We start from the raw sequence: 20,405 nt of genomic DNA on the forward strand, positions 1-20,405 counted from the left end.
AGACGCACCCGAATAACGCTTAACCTTGCGTCAGGCTCTTTGCGTTCTTCGGACCGGCTTCTTCGAGCTGATCCTTGGCTGCGTCGTTGTTGAGCGCGTTTTCCATTTGCGTGGCGGCGTCTTGCAGAGCGATCGAGCTGGCCGTGCTAGCCGACATTTCAGCGATCGTCGAAGCGTTCGAGCCAACTGTTGCGCCGGTCGAGAAAGCAGACGTATTCAGTGCCATTTTCAGTACTCCTGATCATCAAGAATGAACCCATTGCTGGGCGAGTGGTTTGCCGTGGCCTAAAGGAAAAGGACACGGATACGGCGAGTTCGTACTTGCGTACGGGGCGATGCGCTACTGCTGCGTACTGCTGGAGATGCTTCGTGCTTGCGGTACTGCGATTCAATGCCGCCTCGAAGGAGAGGCCCCTTTCGAGACTTACAACGATTCGTCTCTACGCGTCGATCGTCGAGCGGCACAACTGCGCAGCTGCGGTCAGCCCGTCGGCTACCGTCGTCGCCGACTGCCGCAGCATCGGATCGGTCAGCTTGACCGCTTGCGATGCGATCTCGGTCGCGAGGCGGTCGAGCCCGAGCGCCGCTTCGCCGAGCTTTTGGCGTTGCTTCGGGGGCTGGTCGGCCAACGTCTTCACGCTGTCGATCGCGTCGATCATTTCGGTGGTCAGGGTGTCGTACATGATCGTCCTCAGTTCAGTTCAGTTCAGTTTTTGCGCAACTGCGCGTGAATCGATGAATTGCTTCGTGCCGTCACCGCCCTCGACGTATTGCAGATCGTCGACCGCCAGCAGCGACTCCACCGCGCTCGGCATCGCCATGCGATCGTCCGGCGTGAACTGCTGCGCCACTTGCTTGACCATCGGCTGCAGGTCGGCGCTCATTTGCATCAGCGTCGCTTGCACGGCGCTCGTATCCTTCGCGATCCCCGATACACCGAATTCTCGGTTGCCCAGGTAACTCACCTTCAACGCCGGATCGTGCAGCGATTCCTGCAAGTCCCGCGTAATCTGATCCACGCAGCCCAGCCGCCACACGATCCGGCCCGGCGCGATCGTCTCGAGTGCCGTGCGCACGAGCGTTTCGCTCGCACTGTCCGGCACCACGCCGATGACGTCGAAGCGCCCGCCTTCCGGCGTGACCGTCACGTCGGCTTCGTGCAACCGGCCCAGCGCCCGCTGCAACTGATCGACCGTCGGCTGCGGGACGACGATGCCGTGCGGCGCCACGCCCAGGTGCGGATGCAAGACCGCGGGCAGGGCGATGCCGGCACTACCCACCGCGAGCACCGCAACCGCGACGACGCCTGCCACGTGCGCACCGCGGCGATGCTTCGGCGCGGCCGGCAGCGTTGCCGCACCGTGCATCGTTTCCTCGTCGGCGTCGGAGGTCAAGCCCAGTTCCGGGGCCGCTTCCGCCTCCACTTCCACGGCCGCTTCCTGTATCGGAGCGGGCACCAGCAGCGACTGGAGCAGATCGATGTCGGTCGGCCATTGCGCGTCGGTCTCGCCGGCGCAAAGCACGACGTCGCCGAATCGGTGCGGCTTGAAGTCTTCGAGCGCGATGGGCTCGCCGTGGTGGGCGGCATCGGCGATCGTGAGGCTTCCGTCGTCGTGCTGGCTCAGCAGCATCGTGGGTTGATCCCAGTCGCTGATCTGGATCTCCGCTTCGTCATCGTTGCCGATGCGCATCTGCGTTGGATTCAACTTTATGCGAGCCCCTGCGTGGCGCCCTGTCAGAAGACGAATTTCCTTGGTCATGAGCGAACTCCTTGTCGTTGCGTTGCGCGTCACGCGCACGGATTCAAACGTCCGACCGGCGGCGGTCGAGAAGCGAGTTGATCTTGGCGACCGCGAGCGCGCGCTGCGCATCGGTGCGCGGAAGCTTGAGGCTGATCAGGTTCAACGGTAGTAGTAGATTGATCGACTCCTGTTGTGCCGGCGCGCGTTTCGTCGGCGTTTCCACGGCCTCGATCAGCCGTTTCCGTACCTCCGCGAGCGTCGCCTCGCTATGCGCCGTGGCACTCGGCACCGAGAGGAAGTCGCGCATGGCGGCCAGCACCAAATACGTCGAACTCGTTTTTCGATTGGCTTCGGCTTGCGCCTCGCGCGCATGAAGCAGCGCGGATTCGGCGGCTGCGTGTGCCTCATGGGTGTCGACGGCCCCGTCCGTGCCGCGCAAGAAGCGTTTGCCGGAGGAAAGGCGCTTAGCCGGGCGCGAGACCGCGCCATCGTCGTTGTCTCTGGGGTCGCGTCCATCGCTGCTGGATCCACCGCGATCGCCGGGATTGCGCTCGGCGACACGCATGACGAACTCGTTCTGCTTTTGCAGATGCTCGTTCAGCATCATCTGCAATTCTTCGCTGGCGGCCGATTCGTCGGATCCGTCCGCGGAGTCGGAGCCGCGTTTGCGCTTCGCGCCCGATCGGGCACGCTTTTGAGCGTGATGTACCGGGTGATGGTGAGGATGATGGCCGTGCGGCCCGAGCGGGCCTTGAGCGTTCTGCGACGACGGGCCGTCGTTGACCGGCACCGAACTCGGGCCGATGGTGGGCAGGCGCAGGCTCATGGGAACACGCTGCGCATGACCGACTGCGCGAAATGGAGGACGGCCGATGCGCCCCACGGCGCGGCCACGATGATGACGACCGTGACGATCAGGAATTTGAAGCCGTGCGAGATCGTCGCATCTTGCAGCGACGTGACCGCCTGCAAGAACGCGATCGCGAGCCCGGCGATCGCCGCCACGGCCACGGCCGGCAGTGACACGAGCAGGCACAGTGTCAGCGCGTCCGTCGTCAAACGAGTGATTGCGTCGGCATCCATCGTCGCTCCTTTTTCCGTTACTTGTAGGTCGAAATGAGGCCGTGTATCAGCGTCGACCAGCCGTCCATCGACACGAACAGCAGCAGCTTGAACGGGATCGCCACGTTGGTCGGCGTGACCTGCGAGAGCCCGAGCGCCATCAGGATGTTCGCCACGATCAGATCGATGACGACGAACGCCAGATAGAGCAGAAAGCCGATCTTGAAAGCGGAGGTCAGCTCGGTCAGCGTAAAGGCCGGGGCCAGCACGATCAGATCGTCGGGCTTCAGGCTCGCGGCCTTGTCCGCCGGCCAGATCTGCTGAGCCGACCGGATGAAGAACGCCTTCTCGCGCGCGTCCGTGTGCTTGATCAGGAATTGGCGAAACGGTTCGCGCGCGGCGTCGAAGATCGGCATCACCTGGCTCGTCGCCGTTTGCTCGCTCGAGAGCTGCGCGCGATGCATGGCTTCCATGCCGACGGGCGCCATGATGAAGCAGCTCACGATCATCGCGATACCGTTGAGGACGGTGCTGGGCGGGACCTGTTGCACGCCGAGCGCGTTGCGCAACAGGCCGAGCACGACGACGATCTTCGTGTAGGAGGTGACGACCATCGCCGCGAACGGCAGCAAGCCGAACGCGAACAGCGCAACGAGCAGCGAGGCGACGTCAAGATTGCCGTTCATCGCTAGCTGCCATACGCTGAATTTGAACGCCCAAGTTTTCGCCGACGGCGACGAGCTTGCCGAATGCCACCGTCTGGCCGTACGAGACGAGCCGTACCGCGGCATCGGCCAGCGGCAACGGCAGATCGAGTACGTAGCCAGGCTCCAGCGAGCCGATCTGCGCGAGGCTCAGGTTCACGCTGAACAGTTCGACGTGCACGGGCAGATCGATGGAGGAGACGGGGACGAGCGGTTCGGTAGCGGGATCGCTCGATGCGCCGGCGAGCGGATCGAAGTCGTCGGGTTGAGCGGCAGTGGCGAGAGTCACAGAGGTCTCCAGGGTTACGGTGTGGGCATCGACGCGCACGCCGGCGCGCAATTGGCGTCCGCGTGGGGCGCCGATGCGCAGCGAAGCGTGTTCGATCGCGCCGCCTTCGACGAACGGCAGGCCGGGTTGCCAGCCGAGCAGGACGTCATGGCGGTTCAGCGAGGCGAGCGTCGCGAGCGAGCACAGGCGGCTGCGCAGGCGGATGGCGACGGGGACGGCGATGTCGTTCACGGCGTCGAGCGGGATCGGCATCGACGGCGAAGGCCGCGTCCACGCGCGTTCGAATTCGGCGGCGAGCGCGTCGGGCAGTTCGCCCACGGCAAGCTTCGTGTGCATGCCGCCGACGCCGAGCGTGAGATGCAGCCCCGAGACGTCGCTCGTATGCGCGCCGAGTGCGATCGATTTGACCGACGGTAGTGCGCCGTCGCCGGTATCGAAGCGCGCCAGGCTATCGGCGAGGAACATGCCGGCGAGGGCGCTCGCGCGCTTCGGTTCGCTATCGAGCGCAATGCTTTGGAGCGCGGCATGTTCGGCGGCGTCGAGCACGATGGCGATGTCGCCGTGTGGGCTATCGAGCGTCAGCGTCAGCGGCTGTTCGAATGCGCGAGGGGCGATGCCGCGTAGCCGCAGCTCATGCGCCGCCGCCGGATTCGTCGACTGACGAAGGGCCAACGCGCGCGTGAGCCGTGCGAGCGACTCGGGGTAGTGCGGCAGCTTGCCTTCGAGTGAAGTCGACGCGGCGTCGTTCATGGTCTGGTTCAATTCCTGATGCAAGGGTGGCGGCTGGCGATCGGTTACGCACCGATGTCGAGGTCGATATGACGACCGAGGGCATCGGCGAGCCGCATGCGCAAGGCGTCGGCGTTGTCTGAGATTAATTGCGTCGAGCGCGGATTCGGCGTTTCGAAGCGAATACCAATGGACGACGGCGAAAGTTGTAGATGAAGCAGGGTGTCGGGCAGGACGGCGGGGTTCATCGGCAACGTCACGGCCCACGAGGCGTCGCCCGAGGCGCCCGAAGTCGAACAGAATCGCGCGATGCGCTCGGCCAGTTCGCGGGTGAACAATTCGCCGTGCGCAGCGACCGCGCACGCGTGCACGATCTGTTTGCCGAGCGCGGCGTCTTGCTCGGGTGCGGCGGGTCCCGCGGGCGCTTCGGGCGCTCGTGCCTCGCGGCGCGAGAGGGTACGCGTGCCGGCCACCGTGGGGGGCGCCGATGCTTCATGCGACGGTTCGCTGTGCGGCGGGGCGATGGCCGGGGGCGGCGGCGATTCCGCACGCGCCGGCTCCGGCACCGTCGTGTCGGATGCCGAGCCACCGGTGTCGGAGCCGTCGCTGTCGCCGCCCTCGTCGTGCGGGTTACCCGGGTGGTCGTCTCCTGGCGCGGCGAGCGGAGGCAAAGGCCCCGCCCCTGCCTGGCTGGCCAGCAGACGAAAGATCTGCACGGCCGTGGCATTCGACGATGTGCGCAGCGTCGAGGGGGATGCCGGTGTCGTACTCGGCACGATGCGGACATCTTGAGGATGGCGGACGCGATCGGTCATGGCGGCTCCTACCGGTTAGAGCGTGAGGCGGCCGACCGGCGTGAGATGCGCGTCCGATCCGAGTTCTTGGAACGAATAGACGGGCAGCCAAGGCAGGCGCTGCTCGATCATGCGCCGCACGTAACGGCGGATGTCCATCGCCGCGATGACGGCCAGATGCTTGACCGGATCCGTGCCGCAGATCCCTTCGAGATTGCCGAGCAGCGTATCGACCGTGGCGGGCTCGAGCGCGAGGAAGTTGCCGGCGGGTGTCGGCTTGATCGCTTGACGAATCGTCTGCTCGACTTCCGGATCGAGCACGATGGCTGGCAATTCGCCCGAGCCCCCCGTCGCCCGGTGGGCGATGAAGCGGCCGAGATCGCCGCGGACATACTCGGTCACCATCAGCAGGTCTTTTTCCTTGGGCCCCCAAATCACGAGGCTTTCGAGAATCGCCCGCATGTTGCGGATAGGCACGTGCTCTTCGAGCATCCGGCGCAGCACCTCGGCGATCCGTTGCGCCGGCAACGCCTTCTGCACTTCGGCCACGAGGCCCGGATATTCGGTGCCGGCACGTTCGAGCAGCCATTGCGTTTCTTGCAGGCCGATGAAAAGCTTGGCTTCCGAGCCCAGTTGCGCGATGGCATGGCCGGCGATCAACGCTTCGCGGCTGACGATCTGCTTGCTCAATTCGGCCGGCACGCTCGCGGTGTCGAGCCAATAGCTATGTGGGAGTCCGGCGATGTCGCGCCGTTCCTCGAATTGCGCGCGCAACGCGTCGGGGACATCGCGAAGCACGGACAGGCCCGGCGGCAGGTCGACCGGCACCGAGGGCACATCCTGCACGAGCAGCTGATACGTGTGGGCCTCCAATTCGTCGGCCACCCACAGCGCCGTGCGCGGAAACGGCAAGCCGAGATCTGCGGTCAACGCGCGGCGTCCTTGTTCGAAGGCGTCATCGAGTTTCGACGAATCGATCAGCTTCGCCAGAGCGGGGGAGAGACGAATCGCGAGCGGCACGGCGAACGTGGGCGCTTTCGTCGAAATCGTCGGTGCGGTTTCCTTCGAGCCTTCGCGTGACAAGGCCGGCAGTTCCGGGCCGGCCGGTGCGTTGGCCTTGCGCTGCTTGCGGCTCAGCGAAATGGCGGCGACGGTCAGCCCGGCCGCGAGCACAAGGAACAGCATCCAGGGAAAGCCGGGGACGAGTGCGAAGCCGCACAGCAGTGCGGCAGCGCTGAACAGGGCGCGTGAATTGCCCGAAAGCTGTTCGAGGATTTCGGTACCCAGCGAGCGCGGCTTGCTGTCTTCGTCGGCCACACGCGTGATGAGCACACCGGCCGCGACCGAAATGAGCAGCGACGGAATCTGCGAGACCATCGCATCGCCGATCGACAACACGGAAAAGCGATTCGCCGCTTCGCCGGCCGACATGCCGTGATAGGTCACGCCGATGACGATGCCGGCGAGGATGTTGACCATCGTAATGACGAGGCCCGCGATTGCATCGCCCTTGACGAACTTCATGGCCCCGTCCATGCCGCCGTGAAGCTGGCTCTCGATGGCCAGCAGCGCGCGGCGTTTTTGCGCCTGCTCGGCGGTCAGGTTGCCCGCGCGCACATCGGCGTCGATGCTCATCTGCTTGCCGGGCATGCCGTCGAGGGTGAAACGTGCGCCCACTTCGGCCACGCGCTCCGATCCCTTTGCGATGACGATGAACTGGACCGTCGTGATGATGAGAAAGACGACCAGACCGACCACGAGGTTGCCGCCGACGACGAGTTCACCGAAGCTGTCGATGATGTGCCCGGCCTCGGCATTCAGCAGAATCGACTTCGTCGAAGCGATGTTCAGCGAGAGGCGAAACAGCGTCGTGAACAGCAGCAGCGATGGAAAGGCCGAGAGCGACGTGGCTTTCGGGATGTACATCGTGACCATCAGCAGCACGACGCTGGTCGTGATGTTCACGCCGAGCAGCGTGTCGATCAGGAAGGTGGGCAGCGGCAGGATCATCAGCGCGACGACGGCGACGATGACGCCGGCGATCGCGATTTCTCCTGTGTATTGCGACGCGCTCGACATAGTGGCGCTTTTGCTCATGACGGTAGGCCTCGATGGGGTTGAACGGGGGCGTTCGCGGTCGGTTTCGTCAGGCCGGGCTCTTCGCCGCGCTGCGCGGCGGCCATGTCTTCCACCCACGCGAGCACGGCAGCGACGGCTTTGAAGCACGCTTCGGGAATAGCGTCGCCGGTCGGCACGAGATAGAGCGCGCGGGCGAGCGGCGGATTGCCGACGATCGGCACGCCGTTACGCTCGGCCATGCGCCGGATCTCGAGCGCATCGGCGTCGACGCCCTTGGCGACGATGCGGGGCAGGTCGTATTCGTCGGGCATGTAGCGCACCGCGACGGCATAGTGAGTCGGGTTCACGATCACCGCTTGCGCACCGGACACGGCCTTCTCGGGATTGCCTTCGACGATCTCCTTGGCCACCTGCTTGCGCTTGCCTTTCAGGTGCGGATCGCCTTCGGCGTCCTTGTGCTCGCGCTTGACTTCATCCTTGCTCATGCGGTGATCGCGAATGAACAGCCACTTCTGAACACCGTAGTCGGCCACGCCGAGCACGAGATAGAGCACGCCGCTCACGGCGAACAGGCGGCACAGGGCGGACCAGGAGAGCTCGATCAGATCGGGCACGGGCTCGTAGGCGACGCCGACGATCAACGGGACCAGCGCCAGCATCGTTTTGTACAGCGCCGCCGCGAGCACGGCCGCCTTGATGATCATCTTCGCGAGATCGATGAACGAGCGCATCGAAAACATCCGCTTCAGGCCCGAGGCCGGGTTGATCGCGTTGAACTTCGGCTCGAGCGGCTTGAACGAGATGACGAAACCGACTTGCGCGGCGACCGACACGATGGCGGCCACGACGGCCACGAGCACCGGGATCGACAACAGCAGCGCCTGCATGCCGATGCGCCCCATGGCCCGGCGCAGATCCACATCCGTCTCGCCGGTGGCATGCACGTCGAGCGCGATGGTCATGAGCGCGCGCAGATGCTCGCCCATGGCGGGCCCCGCGAGCGAGAGGCCCAGCGAGGCGGCGATCAGCAGCAGGGAGAACGACAGATCGGGGCTCTTGACGGTCTCGCCGTCGCGGCGGGCGTCCCGGAGCTTTTTGTCTGATGGCTCTTCGGTTTTTTCGTCGGACATCGGCGCGGGCTCCGTCTGGACGCATGGATGGGATAGGTTGGCCGCGAGTCTCGCGCGAGCCGCGCATGGGCGCAGGGCCAAGCGACGAAACGGCGCGTCGGCCGGCGAAATCCGCGGCGAAGCGATGCGCGGCGGGGCCGGGCGGCGGCTGGCGAGGGCGAGCGGTTCGCTGGCGGCCCACGGAATTCGCCGCTGCCGGGCGGGCGACTGGGCGAGGGCGGATACGTTACGGCCATCGGCGAGAGAGCCCCGGACGGGGTGGTCCCGATTTCGGCGGCACGGCTGCCGTCCATCCCGATTGACGAATTCGAACTTCGCGAGGCGTAACGATGAATCTCACGACATGCAGCAACCGCATGGTGTCGGCTCTGGTCGAGCTGTTGACTTGGGCCGCGCGCAAAGGCCACCTGGACGAAGCGGACCGCCTGCTCGCGGCGCTGCACGTGATGCGCCCCAACTTCGTCGAGCTCAATGCGTACGACGCATGGCTCTTGATCCGCCGCAATCGCATGGCCGACGCGGCGCAACTGCTGCGGCAACTGGAAGGCCGCGAGTTGCAGCCCCCGTTCGGGCCCTACGTGACGGCACTGCTGGCGGTGTGCATGTCGTCGCTCGGTGATACGAGCTGGCGCATCTACGCGAACCAAGTGCTGACGCGCGATGAGGATGCCGAATCGGTCGGGCTGATGAACCTGCTGATGGGCAAGCGCGAGCAGACGGAGAAGGCCGACGCGAGCGATACCTCGGCCAAATCCGACGCGGCCGAACTGCTCAAGCAAGCCATGTCGTTCAGCTACATGCGCGCATAAGGAGGCCGTTATGACTTCGGCAATCGCCCCTATCGCACCGCCGTCCTCGATCCTGCCTACCGAATCCGCGGGCGGCGTGGCAGGTCCGGCGCAAGGCACGCAAGCGCCTGGCGGCCTCGGTGAGCGTTTTCGGGAGGCGCTCGCGCAAGCGCGCATGACCCCCGAGGAGAGCGGACGGATTCAAGGACCGTCCACGATCTCGCAGGCCGTGGCGACGCAGGACGAGGCATTCGGCGCCTTGACCCAGAAGATCGATGCCTTCGAGGCGTCGAGCGGGAACATGTCGCTGCAGCAGGTGGAAGCGCAATCGCTGCAGATCCAGCGTGAGATCACCGAGCAAATGGTGAAGATCTATACGGGCACGGCCGTCGCGCAAGGCGGCAAGAGCACCGTGCAGACACTGATGAAGAATCAATGACGGGAGAGCGCGATGCGCCGATTTCCGACTTTATTGCGCGTGATCGCGATTGCTGTAATCGGCAGCGCATTGCTCGCCGGATGTAGCAAACAGTTGTATGCGCAGCTATCGGAGCAGGATGCCAACGATCTGATGCGCGTGTTGATCGAGGCCGGCATCGATGCGAGCAAGTCTTCGCCCGACAGCGGCAAGACCTGGACCGTATCGGTTGAGGACGATGCCTTCGCGCGTTCGATGGAAGTGCTTCGAGCACACGGATTGCCGCATCAGAAATACACGTCGCTCGGCGAGTTGTTCAAGAAGGACGGGCTGATCTCCACGCCGACCGAAGAGCGCGTGCGTTTTATCTACGGCGTATCGCAGCAGCTGTCCGAAACGTTGTCGCGCGTGGACGGTGTGGCGTTCGCGCAAGTGCAGATCGTCTTGCCGAACAACGATCCGCTGTCGACTGTCGTGAAGCCGTCGTCGGCTGCCGTGTTCATCAAGTATCGGCCGGGTACTGACGTTCAAGCGCTGGTGCCGAGCATCAAGAATCTGGTCGTGCATAGTGTCGAAGGGCTCGCTTACGACAATGTCAGCGTGACGCTCGTGCAAGCCGCCGAGCCGCAGCAGGCCAACGCCGCGGCGCCTTCCGGCTTGGCCGGCGGCGCATCGACGGTGTGGTTTGCCGTGGCGGCGCTGGTGGGCGTACTCGCGGGCGCGGTCGGGCTCGGTTTCGTGCTCGCGCCGCAGGCGCTGAAGAACAGCGCGCCGGCTCGTTGGATCAAACGCATCAAAGTGAAGGCGCCTAAGCGTGCGGCCGCATCATGAGTCATGCCGACCATCCGCTGATTCGTATGCTGTGCGGCTTCGAAGCGCGCGTGCTCGGGCTGGCGACGGCGCTGGCGGACGCACCGCACGCGGGCGAAACACGCGAAACGGACGGTCGGGCGCAAGACACAGCGCCGGATGCGCGCGCGCTGACGATACGCGTCGCAGCCGCCCGCCGCGTGTGGTTCGCGACGCCCGTTCCGCTCGATGCCTTCTTGCGGCCCGGCAACCGGATCGCGATCCTCGCGCCGCGGGAGTTGCGTCGCGTACTTGCGGCGCTGGCGCTGCTGCCCTGCCAGGACAGCATTCGCCGCTGCATCGACCGCGACCGGCGGCGCGCGCTCGCACTGGCGCTTGGGGAGCAGACGCTCGAGAGCATGCAGGATCAACCGGCGGCCACCGCGTTCGGCGAACCGCTGCCCGACGATCTCAGCGCCGATGCGCTCGCGCAGTGCGGCTGGCGAATGATGGCCGACGAGGGCGCGTGTCGCAACGCCACGCTGGGCAATATCGTCGAGTTGGGGCTGGCCTCCCTTGCCGGCGAGCAAGCGTGGCACCGGATTCGGCTTGCTCACGGAAGTCGACCCGAGGCGGCTGAGGCCGTTGATGTGGCTGATGCGCCGCGCGTCGGCGCCAGGCCGCAAGCGGGCGGGCCCGCGGGTGCGGGCACCAGCCAGACGAGCCGCTTTTTTTCCATGGCAGGCGATTTGTTCCCGGAGTTTCAATGGCTATTTGGTTGAAAACGCAGCCGAAGGTGCTCGCCGTCGATGCCGACATCGTACGCGCGGGGGACGTGGCGCGCGTGGTCGAATTGAGTGATGCGCTCGGCGCACTCGATGAAGTCGTGCAAGCCACGATGCAAGCCGCGACCGAGCGGGCGAGAGAACTCGTCGAAGTCGCGCGCCGAGAAGCCGACGCATTTGTTGCGGCCGCCAAGCGCAAGTTCGACAACAGCGCGCGGCTCGGCTATGCGGCGGGCCATCGGCGGGCGGTCGCCGAAGCGCATGAGCGCTTTCTCGCGCTTGCGCGCGACGAACATGACGAACTGCAAGCGTCGTCCGATCGGCTCGCGCGCCTCGTGATGCGCGCGGTCGAACAGGTCGTGGCCGAAGCGGATCGAGATGCATTGATGCGCCGCGTGATGCAGGCCGTGTCGAAGTCGATCGACGATGCCGCGAATTTGACCGTGACCGTTGCGCCCGGCGATGCGGAGCGGGCGAAGCGCCTGTTCGGCGAACTCGTGCGCGATGCCGCACCGCCGCTCAACATCGAAGTGATTGTCGATGACGAAGCCGACGAAGGCACCTGCGTGTGCGAGTGGGATTACGGCGTGGTCGAATCGAATCTGCGCGCGCAGCTCGCGGGCTTGCAGCGAGCGCTGGCGAACGGGGCGGCGGCGGCCGGCACGTCCGATGTCGGCGTTGAAGGATATTGATATGAGCACGATCGTTCGTGTAGCCGATTACCTGGAGACGGCGCTCGGCGAGAGCGCTTCGCTCGAGCGTTACGGGAAGGTGTTGGAAGCGGTCGGCACGTTGATCAAGGTCAGCGGCCTCGACGCCCAGCTCGGCGAGCTGTGCGAGCTGTGGCGCGCGGATGGGACGTTGATGCAGCGCGCCGAAGTCGTCGGCATCGCGCGGCAATACGTGCTGCTCGCGCCGTTCGGCAGCATGACCGGCATCTCGCGCAGCACGCGTGTGACGGGAAGCGGCGAGCCGCTCTCGGTGCCCGTGGGCCCGGGCCTGCTCGGGCGTGTGCTCGACGGGCTGGGCGAGCCCTCGGACGGCTTGGGGCCGGTCGAAGCCGAAGCGCGCGTGCCCGTGTTCGCGCCGGCACCGGATCCGCTCGAACGCCGCATGATCGAGACGCAGCTCGGGACGGGCGTGCGTGTCATCGACGGCTTGATGGCGCTCGGCGAAGGCCAGCGGATGGGCATCTTCGCGCCGGCGGGCGTCGGTAAGAGTACGCTGCTCGGGATGCTCGCGCGCGGGACCGAGTGCGACGTCAATGTGATCGTGCTGATCGGCGAGCGCGGCCGCGAAGTGCGCGAATTCATCGAATTGATTCTGGGCGAGCACGGCATGGCGCGCAGCGTCGTCGTGTGTGCGACGTCCGATCGTTCGTCGATCGAACGCGCGAAGGCGGCCCATGTGGGCACGGCCATCGCCGAGTATTTTCGCGATCGCGGGCAGCGCGTCTTGCTGATGATGGATTCGCTGACACGCTTCGCCCGCGCGCAGCGCGAGATCGGTTTGTCGGCCGGCGAGCCGCCGACCCGGCGCGGCTTTCCTCCTTCCGTCTTCGCCGAATTGCCTCGCTTGCTCGAACGCGCGGGGATGGGGCGCGAGGGCTCGATCACTGCACTCTATACCGTCCTGGCCGACGACGAAGAGGGCGGCGATCCCGTGAGCGAGGAAGTGCGAGGCATTCTCGACGGCCACTTGATCTTGTCGCGCAAGATCGCGGCGCGCAACCGCTATCCGGCCATCGACGTCCTCGGCAGCTTGAGCCGTGTGATGCCGCAAATCGCATCGCCCGAGCATTGTGCGGGGGCGGGACGTGTGCGCCGCTTGATGGCGAAGTACGACGAGATCGAGATGCTGCTGCAGATCGGCGAGTACAAGAGCGGTTCCGATCCGCTGGCCGACGAAGCGATCGCGATGAACGAGGATATCGAAGGATTCGTGCGCCAGCGTACCGATGAGTTGGCCGATTTGAACGAGACGCGCGATCTGCTGTGCGGTTTCGGTCAAGCCTAGCCGATCGTCGATGTCGATAGTCGACGATCGATTTCCGATAACCCTTTACAAATAGCCCGTCATGAGTCGCGCCGCCCAACACGTTTGGAAGATGGTGGTGGCCGCCAAAGCGCGTGCGAAGGAACGTCTCGAAGCCGAGCTGGCCGATGCGCGGCGCGAGCATGCGGCGCTGCTCGATGCTGTGGCACAAGCTGAGGAAGGGCTGGAAGCTGCGCAATCGCGGCGGCTCGCGCATGAATCACGCATCGACGAGTTGTTGACCAGTTCGGATGGACTGTCCCCCACGGCCTACCTCGATTACGACCGCTATCGCGCGCCGCTGGCTGAGGCGGTCGATGAAGCGCGCAATGCCGTGCGCCGCGCGATCGATGCGGCCGAGGCTCAGCAGCAAGCGGTCGAACAACTCGGCGTGGCCGTGCGTCGTGCCGACGCATCGCTCGAGGCGGCGCGCGATCAATTGAAACGCGTCATCGCGGCCGCCGAGCGGCGGGTGGAAGAACGTAACGACGAAGAAGCGGGCGAAACAGCCGCGGCCCGCATGTATCGAGGAACCAAAAATGCCTGATGGATTGAATTTCGGCCGCGCGTTGGCCGATGTGTTCTTTGAATATCAGGGCTTCTTCCTAACGCTCGCGCTCAGCGCGGCGCGCATCGCGGTAGCCTTCCAGATCTTTCCGCCGACTAGCGGCGACATGCTGCCCGGCACCGCCCGCAACGGCATCATCTACGTGCTGGCCTTCTTCGTCGCGGCGGCGCAACCCGCGCATTATTTCGAGAGTGTGAATTCGGCGCAATTGCTGATGATTTCGCTCAAGGAAATGTTTCTCGGTGCCGTGCTCGGCTATGCGGCATCGACGGTGTTCTTTATTGCTCAGTGCGTCGGGACGCTGATCGACGACTTGGCCGGCTACAACAGCGTGCAGATGAACAACCCGTTACGCGGCGATCAAAGCACGCCGATTTCGAACACGCTGCTGCAGATGTCCGTCGCATTGTTCTACGTGGGCGGCGGCATGACCTTCCTGCTCGGCGCGATGTTCGAATCGTTCAAATGGTGGCCGCTCGTTTCGTTGACGCCGTCGATGGCCGATGTCGCGCAAAGCTTCATCATCTCGACAACCGATTCGGTCATGGCGGCCACCGTGAAGCTAGGTACGCCCGTCATGCTCGCATTGCTCTTGGTCGACCTCTCGATCGGGATTCTCGCGCGCGCGGCTGAAAAGCTCGAGCCTTCTTCGCTGAGTCAGCCGATGCGTGGTGCGATTGGCTTGCTGATGTTGATCTTTCTCATCGGGGTTTTCTCGCAGCAGGTGTTGGGTTCGCTGCACTTGGAGGCGTTCACGCACGAGGCTGCCGCACTGGCCGCGCCGGGGCATTGAATATTCTTGTGCTACCGATTGATTTGGCCGAATGAGAATTGTTGTGGAATCTTCTGAGATTGTTGAAACTGCGCGCGACGGGGCTGGCTACTATCTTCATCAGCACGGCACCCACGCGGAACGATTCGCGGTTGACGCCGATGCGCGGCCCCAGCCCGAACAGCCGTGAAGAAGTCGGGCGCACACAGCGAGTGTCGAGCTATGTATCCCACGGTCTATTTGGCGATGTTGTCCGGGTTGAAGTTTCGCAACAGTCTCCCCCGCTACTGCACAGCGATTCTCGATGGCGATTTCACGCGCGCCTATTGCGCTGTGGACGATGCGGCGGATCTGAGCGAACGCGTTCATTCTCAAGCACGTACGCGCAGCAACGAAGAGTTGACGGCGCTGGCCGATGTCTCGCTCGTGCAGGGTAATGACGAAGAGGCCGAAGACTACTATCGCCGCGCGCAAAAAATGGTGTGGAAGAACGACGATCAACTGCGCGTGCAGTCGTGCCGCAACACGGGATGGCTTTCGCTGCTGCGCGGCCGCTTGGGCGTGGCTCAGCGCAGCTTCGCACGCGTGGCGTCCGAGGCCCAAGCGCACGTCGAACAACGCATCGAAGCGTATCTCGGCATGGCGCTCTCGCATCACCAGCTCGCGCAGCAACAAGCTGCCGATGACGCACTTTTCGAAGCGGCGGAATTGGCCGATGCAATCGACGAGCCCCGCTACCGTCTGGTCATCGATCTGCTCGCGCAAGAGTTCGAGGTTCGCTTGAAGATTCGCGCCTCGCGTGCCCTGGACGACAACGCATTCTGGCAATCGGCGCTGACGTCGATTTCACTGACGGCGGGCGGACGCACGCGTCTCGAACCGGCGTGTGTCGTGGCGGTTCGCCCCGCGTTGCTGTCGTTGCGTATCGAGGATCTCCTGTCCATCGAGCGTCTTGCCGATGGCGACTGCGGCACACCGGCCTCGGCCATGTTCGCGCGCTTGGAGCGCGGCGCGTCGAATCCTCAACACGTGTTCCGTGGCTGTCTGGACATCGCACTGGCCGCGCTGGCGGGTGGTCTAGACGAATTCGCGGTGGACATGATGAACCGCTTGCCGACGGCCGTTGAGCAACCGCACCGCGATTTCGACTATCTCTACTGCATGGCGAAGATCTCGGTGTACCGCGGCGATCTCGTCAAGGCATTGAAGTTTTACTCGCAATACACGACCGAAGCGCTGCGCTGCCTGCGCAACGAAACCGCTTCGGTGCGCAGCGCGGGACCGACACGTCCGCGCGCGCAAGCGGGCACGGTCAACGACGATGTCGCGGCACGCTTGCCGGCCAAGTATCGGCGTGCCTATCGATACATCATCGAAAACATCGATCGCGAAGATTTGACCACGCGTGAAGTCGCGGCGGAAATGAACGTGACGATGCGGACGATTCAACTCGTGTTCAAGCGCGCACTCGGCGTGACGCCGTGCGGCTTGATTCGATCGCTGCGCCTCGAAGGCATTCGCGAGGCGTTGCTCGACGAGAACGGCCCCGCGCCGTCGATCTACGACACGGCCGCGAAGTGGGGCCTCAAAAGCCGCTCCACGCTGGCGAAGGGCTACCGTAGGCACTTCAACGAATCGCCTTCCGAGACGATCGTGGCGCACTCGCGTTGATGGCCAACCATCCGCATTGCCCTATCGCCCGCCTCGCCGTATTGCCCGTCTCGCCTGGAGCATAAACCTTATGAAATTGCCACGACGCCTGCGGCGCCTGAATGCGCTCGCCTTCGCGATCTTGATCGGTACCGGACCCGCAAGCCCCGATGCGGACGCGAAGCCGATTCCGTGGAAGTCGAATCACTTCCAATACGTTGCCGATCATAAAGACATCAAAGAGGTTTTGCGCGACCTCGGCGCGAGCGAGAACGTCATGACTTGGATCTCGCCGCAAGTGGACGGCGTCGTGACCGGCCGCTTCGATGAAACGCCACAGCGCTTTCTCGATCGCTTGTCCGATTCGTTCGGCTTCATCTGGTACTACGACGGCTCCGTGCTGCGCGTATCGGGTCCGAACGAGGCGCGCAGCGCGACGATCGGCCTCACCCATGCGACGACGGAAGACCTGCGAGGCGCGTTGTCGCGGCTCGGTGTCACCGATCCGCGCTTTCCCGTGCTTTACGACGACCGGATGCGCACCGCTGTGGTGTCAGGGCCGCCGCGGCTCGTCGAACTCGTGACGGACGTCGCCCATCTGATCGACCATGACGTCGCGCGTGGCGATGCCCCCGAGGTGCGCTCGTTCCGTCTTCACTATGCGTGGGCGACGGATCGCTCGTTGATGATCAATGGACAGCCCGTGGTTGTGCCGGGCGTGGCTTCGACGTTGCGCAGCCTCTATCCCGACAGCCCGGGTTCACGTGCGGCGGATGGGGCACCCGTGCCCGGAGACGACGCCTATCGCATGCACGATATCGGCGGCATCGGCGGCAACCCCACTGCGGCGGCAGGCGATCGTTCGTTTCCGCCGCTGCCCAATATGTTCGGCGGCAACGGCTCTGCTCGTCCGAACATCAATCCGCCGCTGCCCACCAGCATGCACGGCGGCGAGACGAATGCGGGCGCGCAGATGGCGCCGCTGCCCAACGATATGGGCGGCCTCGGTGCCGATTCCTCCTCGAGCGGCGCGCATTCCGACGAGCCGATCATTCGAGCCGATGCACGCAACAATGCGATTCTCGTCCGCGCTCGCGCCGAGACGATGCCGGCGCTCGAGAAACTCATTACCTCGCTCGATCGCAGACCGGGCGTCCTCGAAATCGATGCGAGCATCATCGAGATCACCGAGACGGGCTTGAAAGAGTTGGGCGTCGATTGGCGACTGCATTCGAGCCACTTCGATATCGAAACCGGCAACGGTCAGAACACGCAAGCGGGTTTTCCCGATTCGGTGAATCCGCAGGGCTTCCCCGCAACGGGCGGCAACGGCACGATCGGCTCGCTGTCCTCCTCGGCGGCGGGTGCGGCCGGTGCCGCCGTGGCGGCCACGCCGGTCGGCGGGGTGCTGACGGCCGTGATCGGCGGCACGGGCCGCTATCTGCTGAGCCGCATCAGCGCGCTCGAGCAGACCGACAATGCACGTATCACCGCGAGCCCGAAAGTCGCGACGCTCGACAACATGGAAGCGGTGATGGACAACAAGCAGACGTTCTACGTGCCGGTTCAGGGCTTCGAATCGGGCAGCTTGTACAGCGTATCGGCCGGCGTCGCGCTGCGGGTGTTGCCGAGCATCGTGTCGGATCAGGGTAGGCCCGAGATCCGTCTGGACGTGCACATCGAGGACGGCAATCTAACGAGTTCGAACGTCGGTAGCTTGCCCGTCGTCAGCAAGAGCACCATCGATACGCAGGCATTGATCAATCAAGGACAGAGCCTGCTCATCGCCGGCTACACAGTTGATCAGGACGATCGCAGCGAATCGGGTGTTCCGGTGTTGTCGAAGATTCCTGTCATCGGTGGCTTGTTCCGCTTCAAGCATCATCAAGGCCAGAAGTTCCAGCGCTTGTTCCTTCTGACGCCGCGGATCGTTTCGGCTTCGGCCGAGGATGCCGTTCCGTGCGACGCCTGCCAGGCGCCCGAACCGTTGGGGATGCCGACGAGGTAGTGTGGACGTACGGGGCCACTTGCGGATAAACCGAGTTCTGCCGCACTTGAGCCGCGCACGATGCTGCTCATCAAGGGCTTCGCCAAAGCATCAACACATCGGGCCGACTGAACGACTTACCGTTTTTGTTCGACCGGTGGTGCGAACGCAAAAAAGGACCGGCCTTGCGAGCCGGTCCCCTTTCACGAAAGTAAAGCGAACGGGATCACCGCTCACGCAACGCTCGTCAATCGCCCGTCAGCATGGCGCGACGCCTTTTGGCACCGTCTGGTCGGTGCATCCCCGCTTGCAGCATGAACATCTCGAGCATCAGCTCTTGCTCGGCCTGCCCGTTGTCGCCGCCCGCTTGGTTGGCCGCATTGTTGGACGAGTTCTGCGCGTTGTCGGCCTTTTTGTCTTCCTTGGCCTTCTTGTCTTCCGACTTGCCCGCGTGCGCCTGTTCGCCTTCCGCCGTACGGCCCTTACTGCCGCCGCGGCCCGTCATGGCGCTCAGCTTTTCGCTGAACTTCATCTTCGACGATCCACCCGCGTGGCCGGCACCGCCTTCGAATGAGCTACCCGAACGCTTCGATCCGCCCGAAAATCCGCCGCTGCCGGCCATGCCGATCGCGGCCCCGGCGGCCACTTCGGCATAGGACGAACCGGAACCGGATCCGCCTTCGGGCAGGACCTTCGACGCGAGCGAGCCGAGCTTGTCTTGCGCTTCGTTGCTCACTTCCATCTCGGAGACGTTCTTGACGACGCCCTTGACGGTTTGTGCGACGTTGCCGTGCAGCGCGCCGCCGATTGCCGCGTCGAGCTGCTGGCTGCCGATGTGCGCGTTGGCGAGCATGTTAGTGCCGACAGCGGCCATCGCGCCTTCGGGGGTGAGGTCTGATGCGACCGTGGCCGCGTCCATACCTGCTTTGCCGAGATCGCCGAGTGCGGCGCCCCAATGGCCGTGCACGGCATCCTTGCCGGCTTGGACGGTGTCCTTGATCGCGCCTGCGGTGCCGTTGACGACATCGGAGCAGACTTGGCTGACGCTCTTTCCGACATCTTTGCCGAGTGCATCGTAGCCCTTCTCGGCCTTGGCCATCGCCTTGTCCATCTTCTTGCTCAAATGCATGTGCGCGAGCGAATCGACAGTAGCTTGCTGGCCCGACGTGACAACGTCGGTGGCGGTCTTGGCCAGATCTTGCGTGGCCTCCATTGCCTGATTCAAGGCTGCTTTCATATGGCCGTGGATGAGATCGTCGGTGGCTGCGATCGTATGCTGCGCGAGGCTTCCGACGTCCTTGGCCAATGTTTTGCCGACTTGCTCGACGCCCTTGACGACGCCTTCACCCACTTTGGCAATGTCCTTGCCCGCGGTTTCGAGGCCGTGGCCGACATCCTTCGCGACATGCGCGATGTCATGCCCGAGGTGCTCGAAGCCGTGTTTGATCGATGAAAAGAGTCCCATGGATATTCCTTGGAAGAGTGTGGATCCAAATCGAAAGAGCCGGCGCATGGCGCCGGCTACGTTCGCTTGAGAATCGCTGGAGATCGTTCGTGATTAGATGCCGCTGGCGCCCGACGCCTTCTGCTGCTCCATGATCTTTTGCAGAATTTGCATGATTTCGCCGAGCATTTGCAGTTCGTTCTGCGTTTGGCCGCCACCGTTGCCGGTTCCGCTGCCGCCGCCGCCTTGGCTGCCTTGCGATTGCAGTTGTTGCAGCATCTGCGTGATCTCGGCGAGCATCGATTCGATCGACGGCGGTTGGTTGCCATTGGCTGCGCCGTCCGGGGCACCGGCGCCGGTGGGGTCGCCGGCATCCGAGGGGCCGCCCGCGCCCGGGGCGCCGCCACCCGCGCCCGGAGCACCGCCACCCGCGCCCGGAGCACCGCCGCCCGCGCCCGGAGCACCGCCGCCGGCATCCGGCGCGCCGCCGCCACCTGCGCCACCTGCGCCGCCGCCGCCTTCGATCATTTGCTTCAGCATATCGAGGATCTGGCCGAGCACTTGCATGATCTGCTCGTTGTTGCTTTGGCCGCCGCCGGCTTGGCTATTCTGCGATTCGAGCTGCTGCAGCATCGACAGGA

The 20,405-nt window shown here is 64.4% G+C and carries 21 protein-coding genes and 1 pseudogene; 10 read left to right on the forward strand and 12 right to left on the reverse strand.

Features of this window, described 5'->3' with window-relative positions; translation table 11 throughout:
• Positions 1 to 19: 19 nt before the first annotated feature.
• The 10 genes from ACTHL0_RS06785 to sctU form a co-directional block, all read right to left on the reverse strand.
• Positions 20 to 226 (reverse strand): hypothetical protein, encoded by a 207-nt coding sequence (locus tag ACTHL0_RS06785; protein WP_440565156.1) that lies wholly within the window; start codon positions 224 to 226, stop codon positions 20 to 22.
• 214 nt (positions 227 to 440) lie between these two features.
• Complete coding sequence (locus ACTHL0_RS06790; RefSeq protein ID WP_440565881.1) at positions 441 to 683, reverse strand: hypothetical protein; 243 nt, start codon at positions 681 to 683, stop codon at positions 441 to 443.
• Positions 684 to 701: 18 nt separating this feature from the next.
• Positions 702 to 1,760 (reverse strand): HrpD5 family protein, encoded by a 1,059-nt coding sequence (gene hrpD5, locus ACTHL0_RS06795; protein WP_440565882.1) that lies wholly within the window; start codon positions 1,758 to 1,760, stop codon positions 702 to 704.
• A 43-nt stretch (positions 1,761 to 1,803) separates the two neighbouring features.
• Positions 1,804 to 2,568: a hypothetical protein gene (locus ACTHL0_RS06800; protein WP_440565883.1), complete on the reverse strand. Its 765-nt coding sequence runs from the start codon at positions 2,566 to 2,568 to the stop codon at positions 1,804 to 1,806.
• Positions 2,565 to 2,825, reverse strand: coding sequence for a type III secretion system export apparatus subunit SctS (gene sctS / locus ACTHL0_RS06805; RefSeq protein WP_440565884.1), 261 nt, complete (start codon positions 2,823 to 2,825; stop codon positions 2,565 to 2,567). Before sctS ends, ACTHL0_RS06800 begins: the two co-directional genes overlap by 4 nt.
• Before the next feature lie 17 nt (positions 2,826 to 2,842).
• Positions 2,843 to 3,490 (reverse strand): type III secretion system export apparatus subunit SctR, encoded by a 648-nt coding sequence (gene sctR / locus ACTHL0_RS06810; protein WP_440565885.1) that lies wholly within the window; start codon positions 3,488 to 3,490, stop codon positions 2,843 to 2,845.
• On the reverse strand, positions 3,474 to 4,547 hold the full coding sequence (gene sctQ / locus ACTHL0_RS06815; protein ID WP_440565886.1) for a type III secretion system cytoplasmic ring protein SctQ: 1,074 nt from the start codon (positions 4,545 to 4,547) through the stop codon (positions 3,474 to 3,476). Before sctQ ends, sctR begins: the two co-directional genes overlap by 17 nt.
• 44 nt (positions 4,548 to 4,591) lie before the next feature.
• On the reverse strand, positions 4,592 to 5,341 hold the full coding sequence (gene sctP / locus ACTHL0_RS06820) for a type III secretion system protein SctP (protein WP_440565887.1): 750 nt from the start codon (positions 5,339 to 5,341) through the stop codon (positions 4,592 to 4,594).
• 15 nt (positions 5,342 to 5,356) lie between these two features.
• Positions 5,357 to 7,417, reverse strand: a complete 2,061-nt coding sequence (sctV, locus tag ACTHL0_RS06825) for a type III secretion system export apparatus subunit SctV (protein WP_440565889.1) — start codon at positions 7,415 to 7,417, stop codon at positions 5,357 to 5,359.
• A complete protein-coding gene (gene sctU / locus ACTHL0_RS06830; protein ID WP_440565890.1) occupies positions 7,414 to 8,529 on the reverse strand; it encodes a type III secretion system export apparatus subunit SctU in 1,116 nt (371 codons plus the stop codon). The genes sctV and sctU overlap by 4 nt, the downstream gene beginning before the upstream one ends.
• Before the next feature lie 329 nt (positions 8,530 to 8,858).
• On the opposite strand from sctU, the gene ACTHL0_RS06835 reads away from it, so the two are divergent.
• The 10 genes from ACTHL0_RS06835 (at position 8,859) to sctC (ending at position 18,341) form a co-directional block, all read left to right on the forward strand.
• Positions 8,859 to 9,338, forward strand: a complete 480-nt coding sequence (locus ACTHL0_RS06835) for an HrpB1 family type III secretion system apparatus protein (RefSeq protein WP_440565891.1) — start codon at positions 8,859 to 8,861, stop codon at positions 9,336 to 9,338.
• 10 nt (positions 9,339 to 9,348) lie between these two features.
• A complete protein-coding gene (locus tag ACTHL0_RS06840) occupies positions 9,349 to 9,756 on the forward strand; it encodes a hypothetical protein (RefSeq protein ID WP_440565892.1) in 408 nt (135 codons plus the stop codon).
• Positions 9,757 to 9,768: 12 nt separating this feature from the next.
• Positions 9,769 to 10,566: a type III secretion system inner membrane ring lipoprotein SctJ gene (gene sctJ / locus ACTHL0_RS06845; RefSeq protein ID WP_440565893.1), complete on the forward strand. Its 798-nt coding sequence runs from the start codon at positions 9,769 to 9,771 to the stop codon at positions 10,564 to 10,566.
• Positions 10,563 to 11,306, forward strand: coding sequence for a type III secretion protein HrpB4 (locus ACTHL0_RS06850; protein WP_440565894.1), 744 nt, complete (start codon positions 10,563 to 10,565; stop codon positions 11,304 to 11,306). The genes sctJ and ACTHL0_RS06850 overlap by 4 nt, the downstream gene beginning before the upstream one ends.
• The gene (gene sctL, locus ACTHL0_RS06855; RefSeq protein WP_440565896.1) at positions 11,291 to 12,001 is read left to right on the forward strand and encodes a type III secretion system stator protein SctL; all 711 of its coding nucleotides are present in this window, start codon (positions 11,291 to 11,293) and stop codon (positions 11,999 to 12,001) included. Before ACTHL0_RS06850 ends, sctL begins: the two co-directional genes overlap by 16 nt.
• A gap of 1 nt (position 12,002) precedes the next feature.
• Entirely contained in the window at positions 12,003 to 13,325 is a 1,323-nt protein-coding gene (locus ACTHL0_RS06860; protein ID WP_440565897.1) for a FliI/YscN family ATPase, read from the forward strand.
• Between the two features lie 61 nt (positions 13,326 to 13,386).
• A complete protein-coding gene (locus tag ACTHL0_RS06865; protein WP_440565898.1) occupies positions 13,387 to 13,890 on the forward strand; it encodes a hypothetical protein in 504 nt (167 codons plus the stop codon).
• Positions 13,883 to 14,704 carry a type III secretion system export apparatus subunit SctT gene (sctT, locus tag ACTHL0_RS06870; RefSeq protein ID WP_440565900.1) on the forward strand — a complete coding sequence of 274 codons (822 nt, stop codon included), beginning with the start codon at positions 13,883 to 13,885 and terminating at the stop codon, positions 14,702 to 14,704. The genes ACTHL0_RS06865 and sctT overlap by 8 nt, the downstream gene beginning before the upstream one ends.
• 201 nt (positions 14,705 to 14,905) lie before the next feature.
• Complete coding sequence (locus ACTHL0_RS06875; RefSeq protein WP_440565901.1) at positions 14,906 to 16,354, forward strand: helix-turn-helix domain-containing protein; 1,449 nt, start codon at positions 14,906 to 14,908, stop codon at positions 16,352 to 16,354.
• 70 nt (positions 16,355 to 16,424) lie between these two features.
• Complete coding sequence (sctC, locus tag ACTHL0_RS06880) at positions 16,425 to 18,341, forward strand: type III secretion system outer membrane ring subunit SctC (RefSeq protein WP_440565903.1); 1,917 nt, start codon at positions 16,425 to 16,427, stop codon at positions 18,339 to 18,341.
• A gap of 226 nt (positions 18,342 to 18,567) precedes the next feature.
• Here sctC and ACTHL0_RS06885 read toward each other — a convergent pair whose 3' ends face one another.
• Positions 18,568 to 19,785, reverse strand: coding sequence for a hypothetical protein (locus ACTHL0_RS06885; protein ID WP_440565905.1), 1,218 nt, complete (start codon positions 19,783 to 19,785; stop codon positions 18,568 to 18,570).
• Between the two features lie 93 nt (positions 19,786 to 19,878).
• Positions 19,879 to 20,405: pseudogene (locus tag ACTHL0_RS06890) on the reverse strand (hypothetical protein); the annotation flags it as partial.

The organism is Trinickia sp. (assembly GCF_051961175.1).
Classification (GTDB): domain Bacteria; phylum Pseudomonadota; class Gammaproteobacteria; order Burkholderiales; family Burkholderiaceae; genus Trinickia.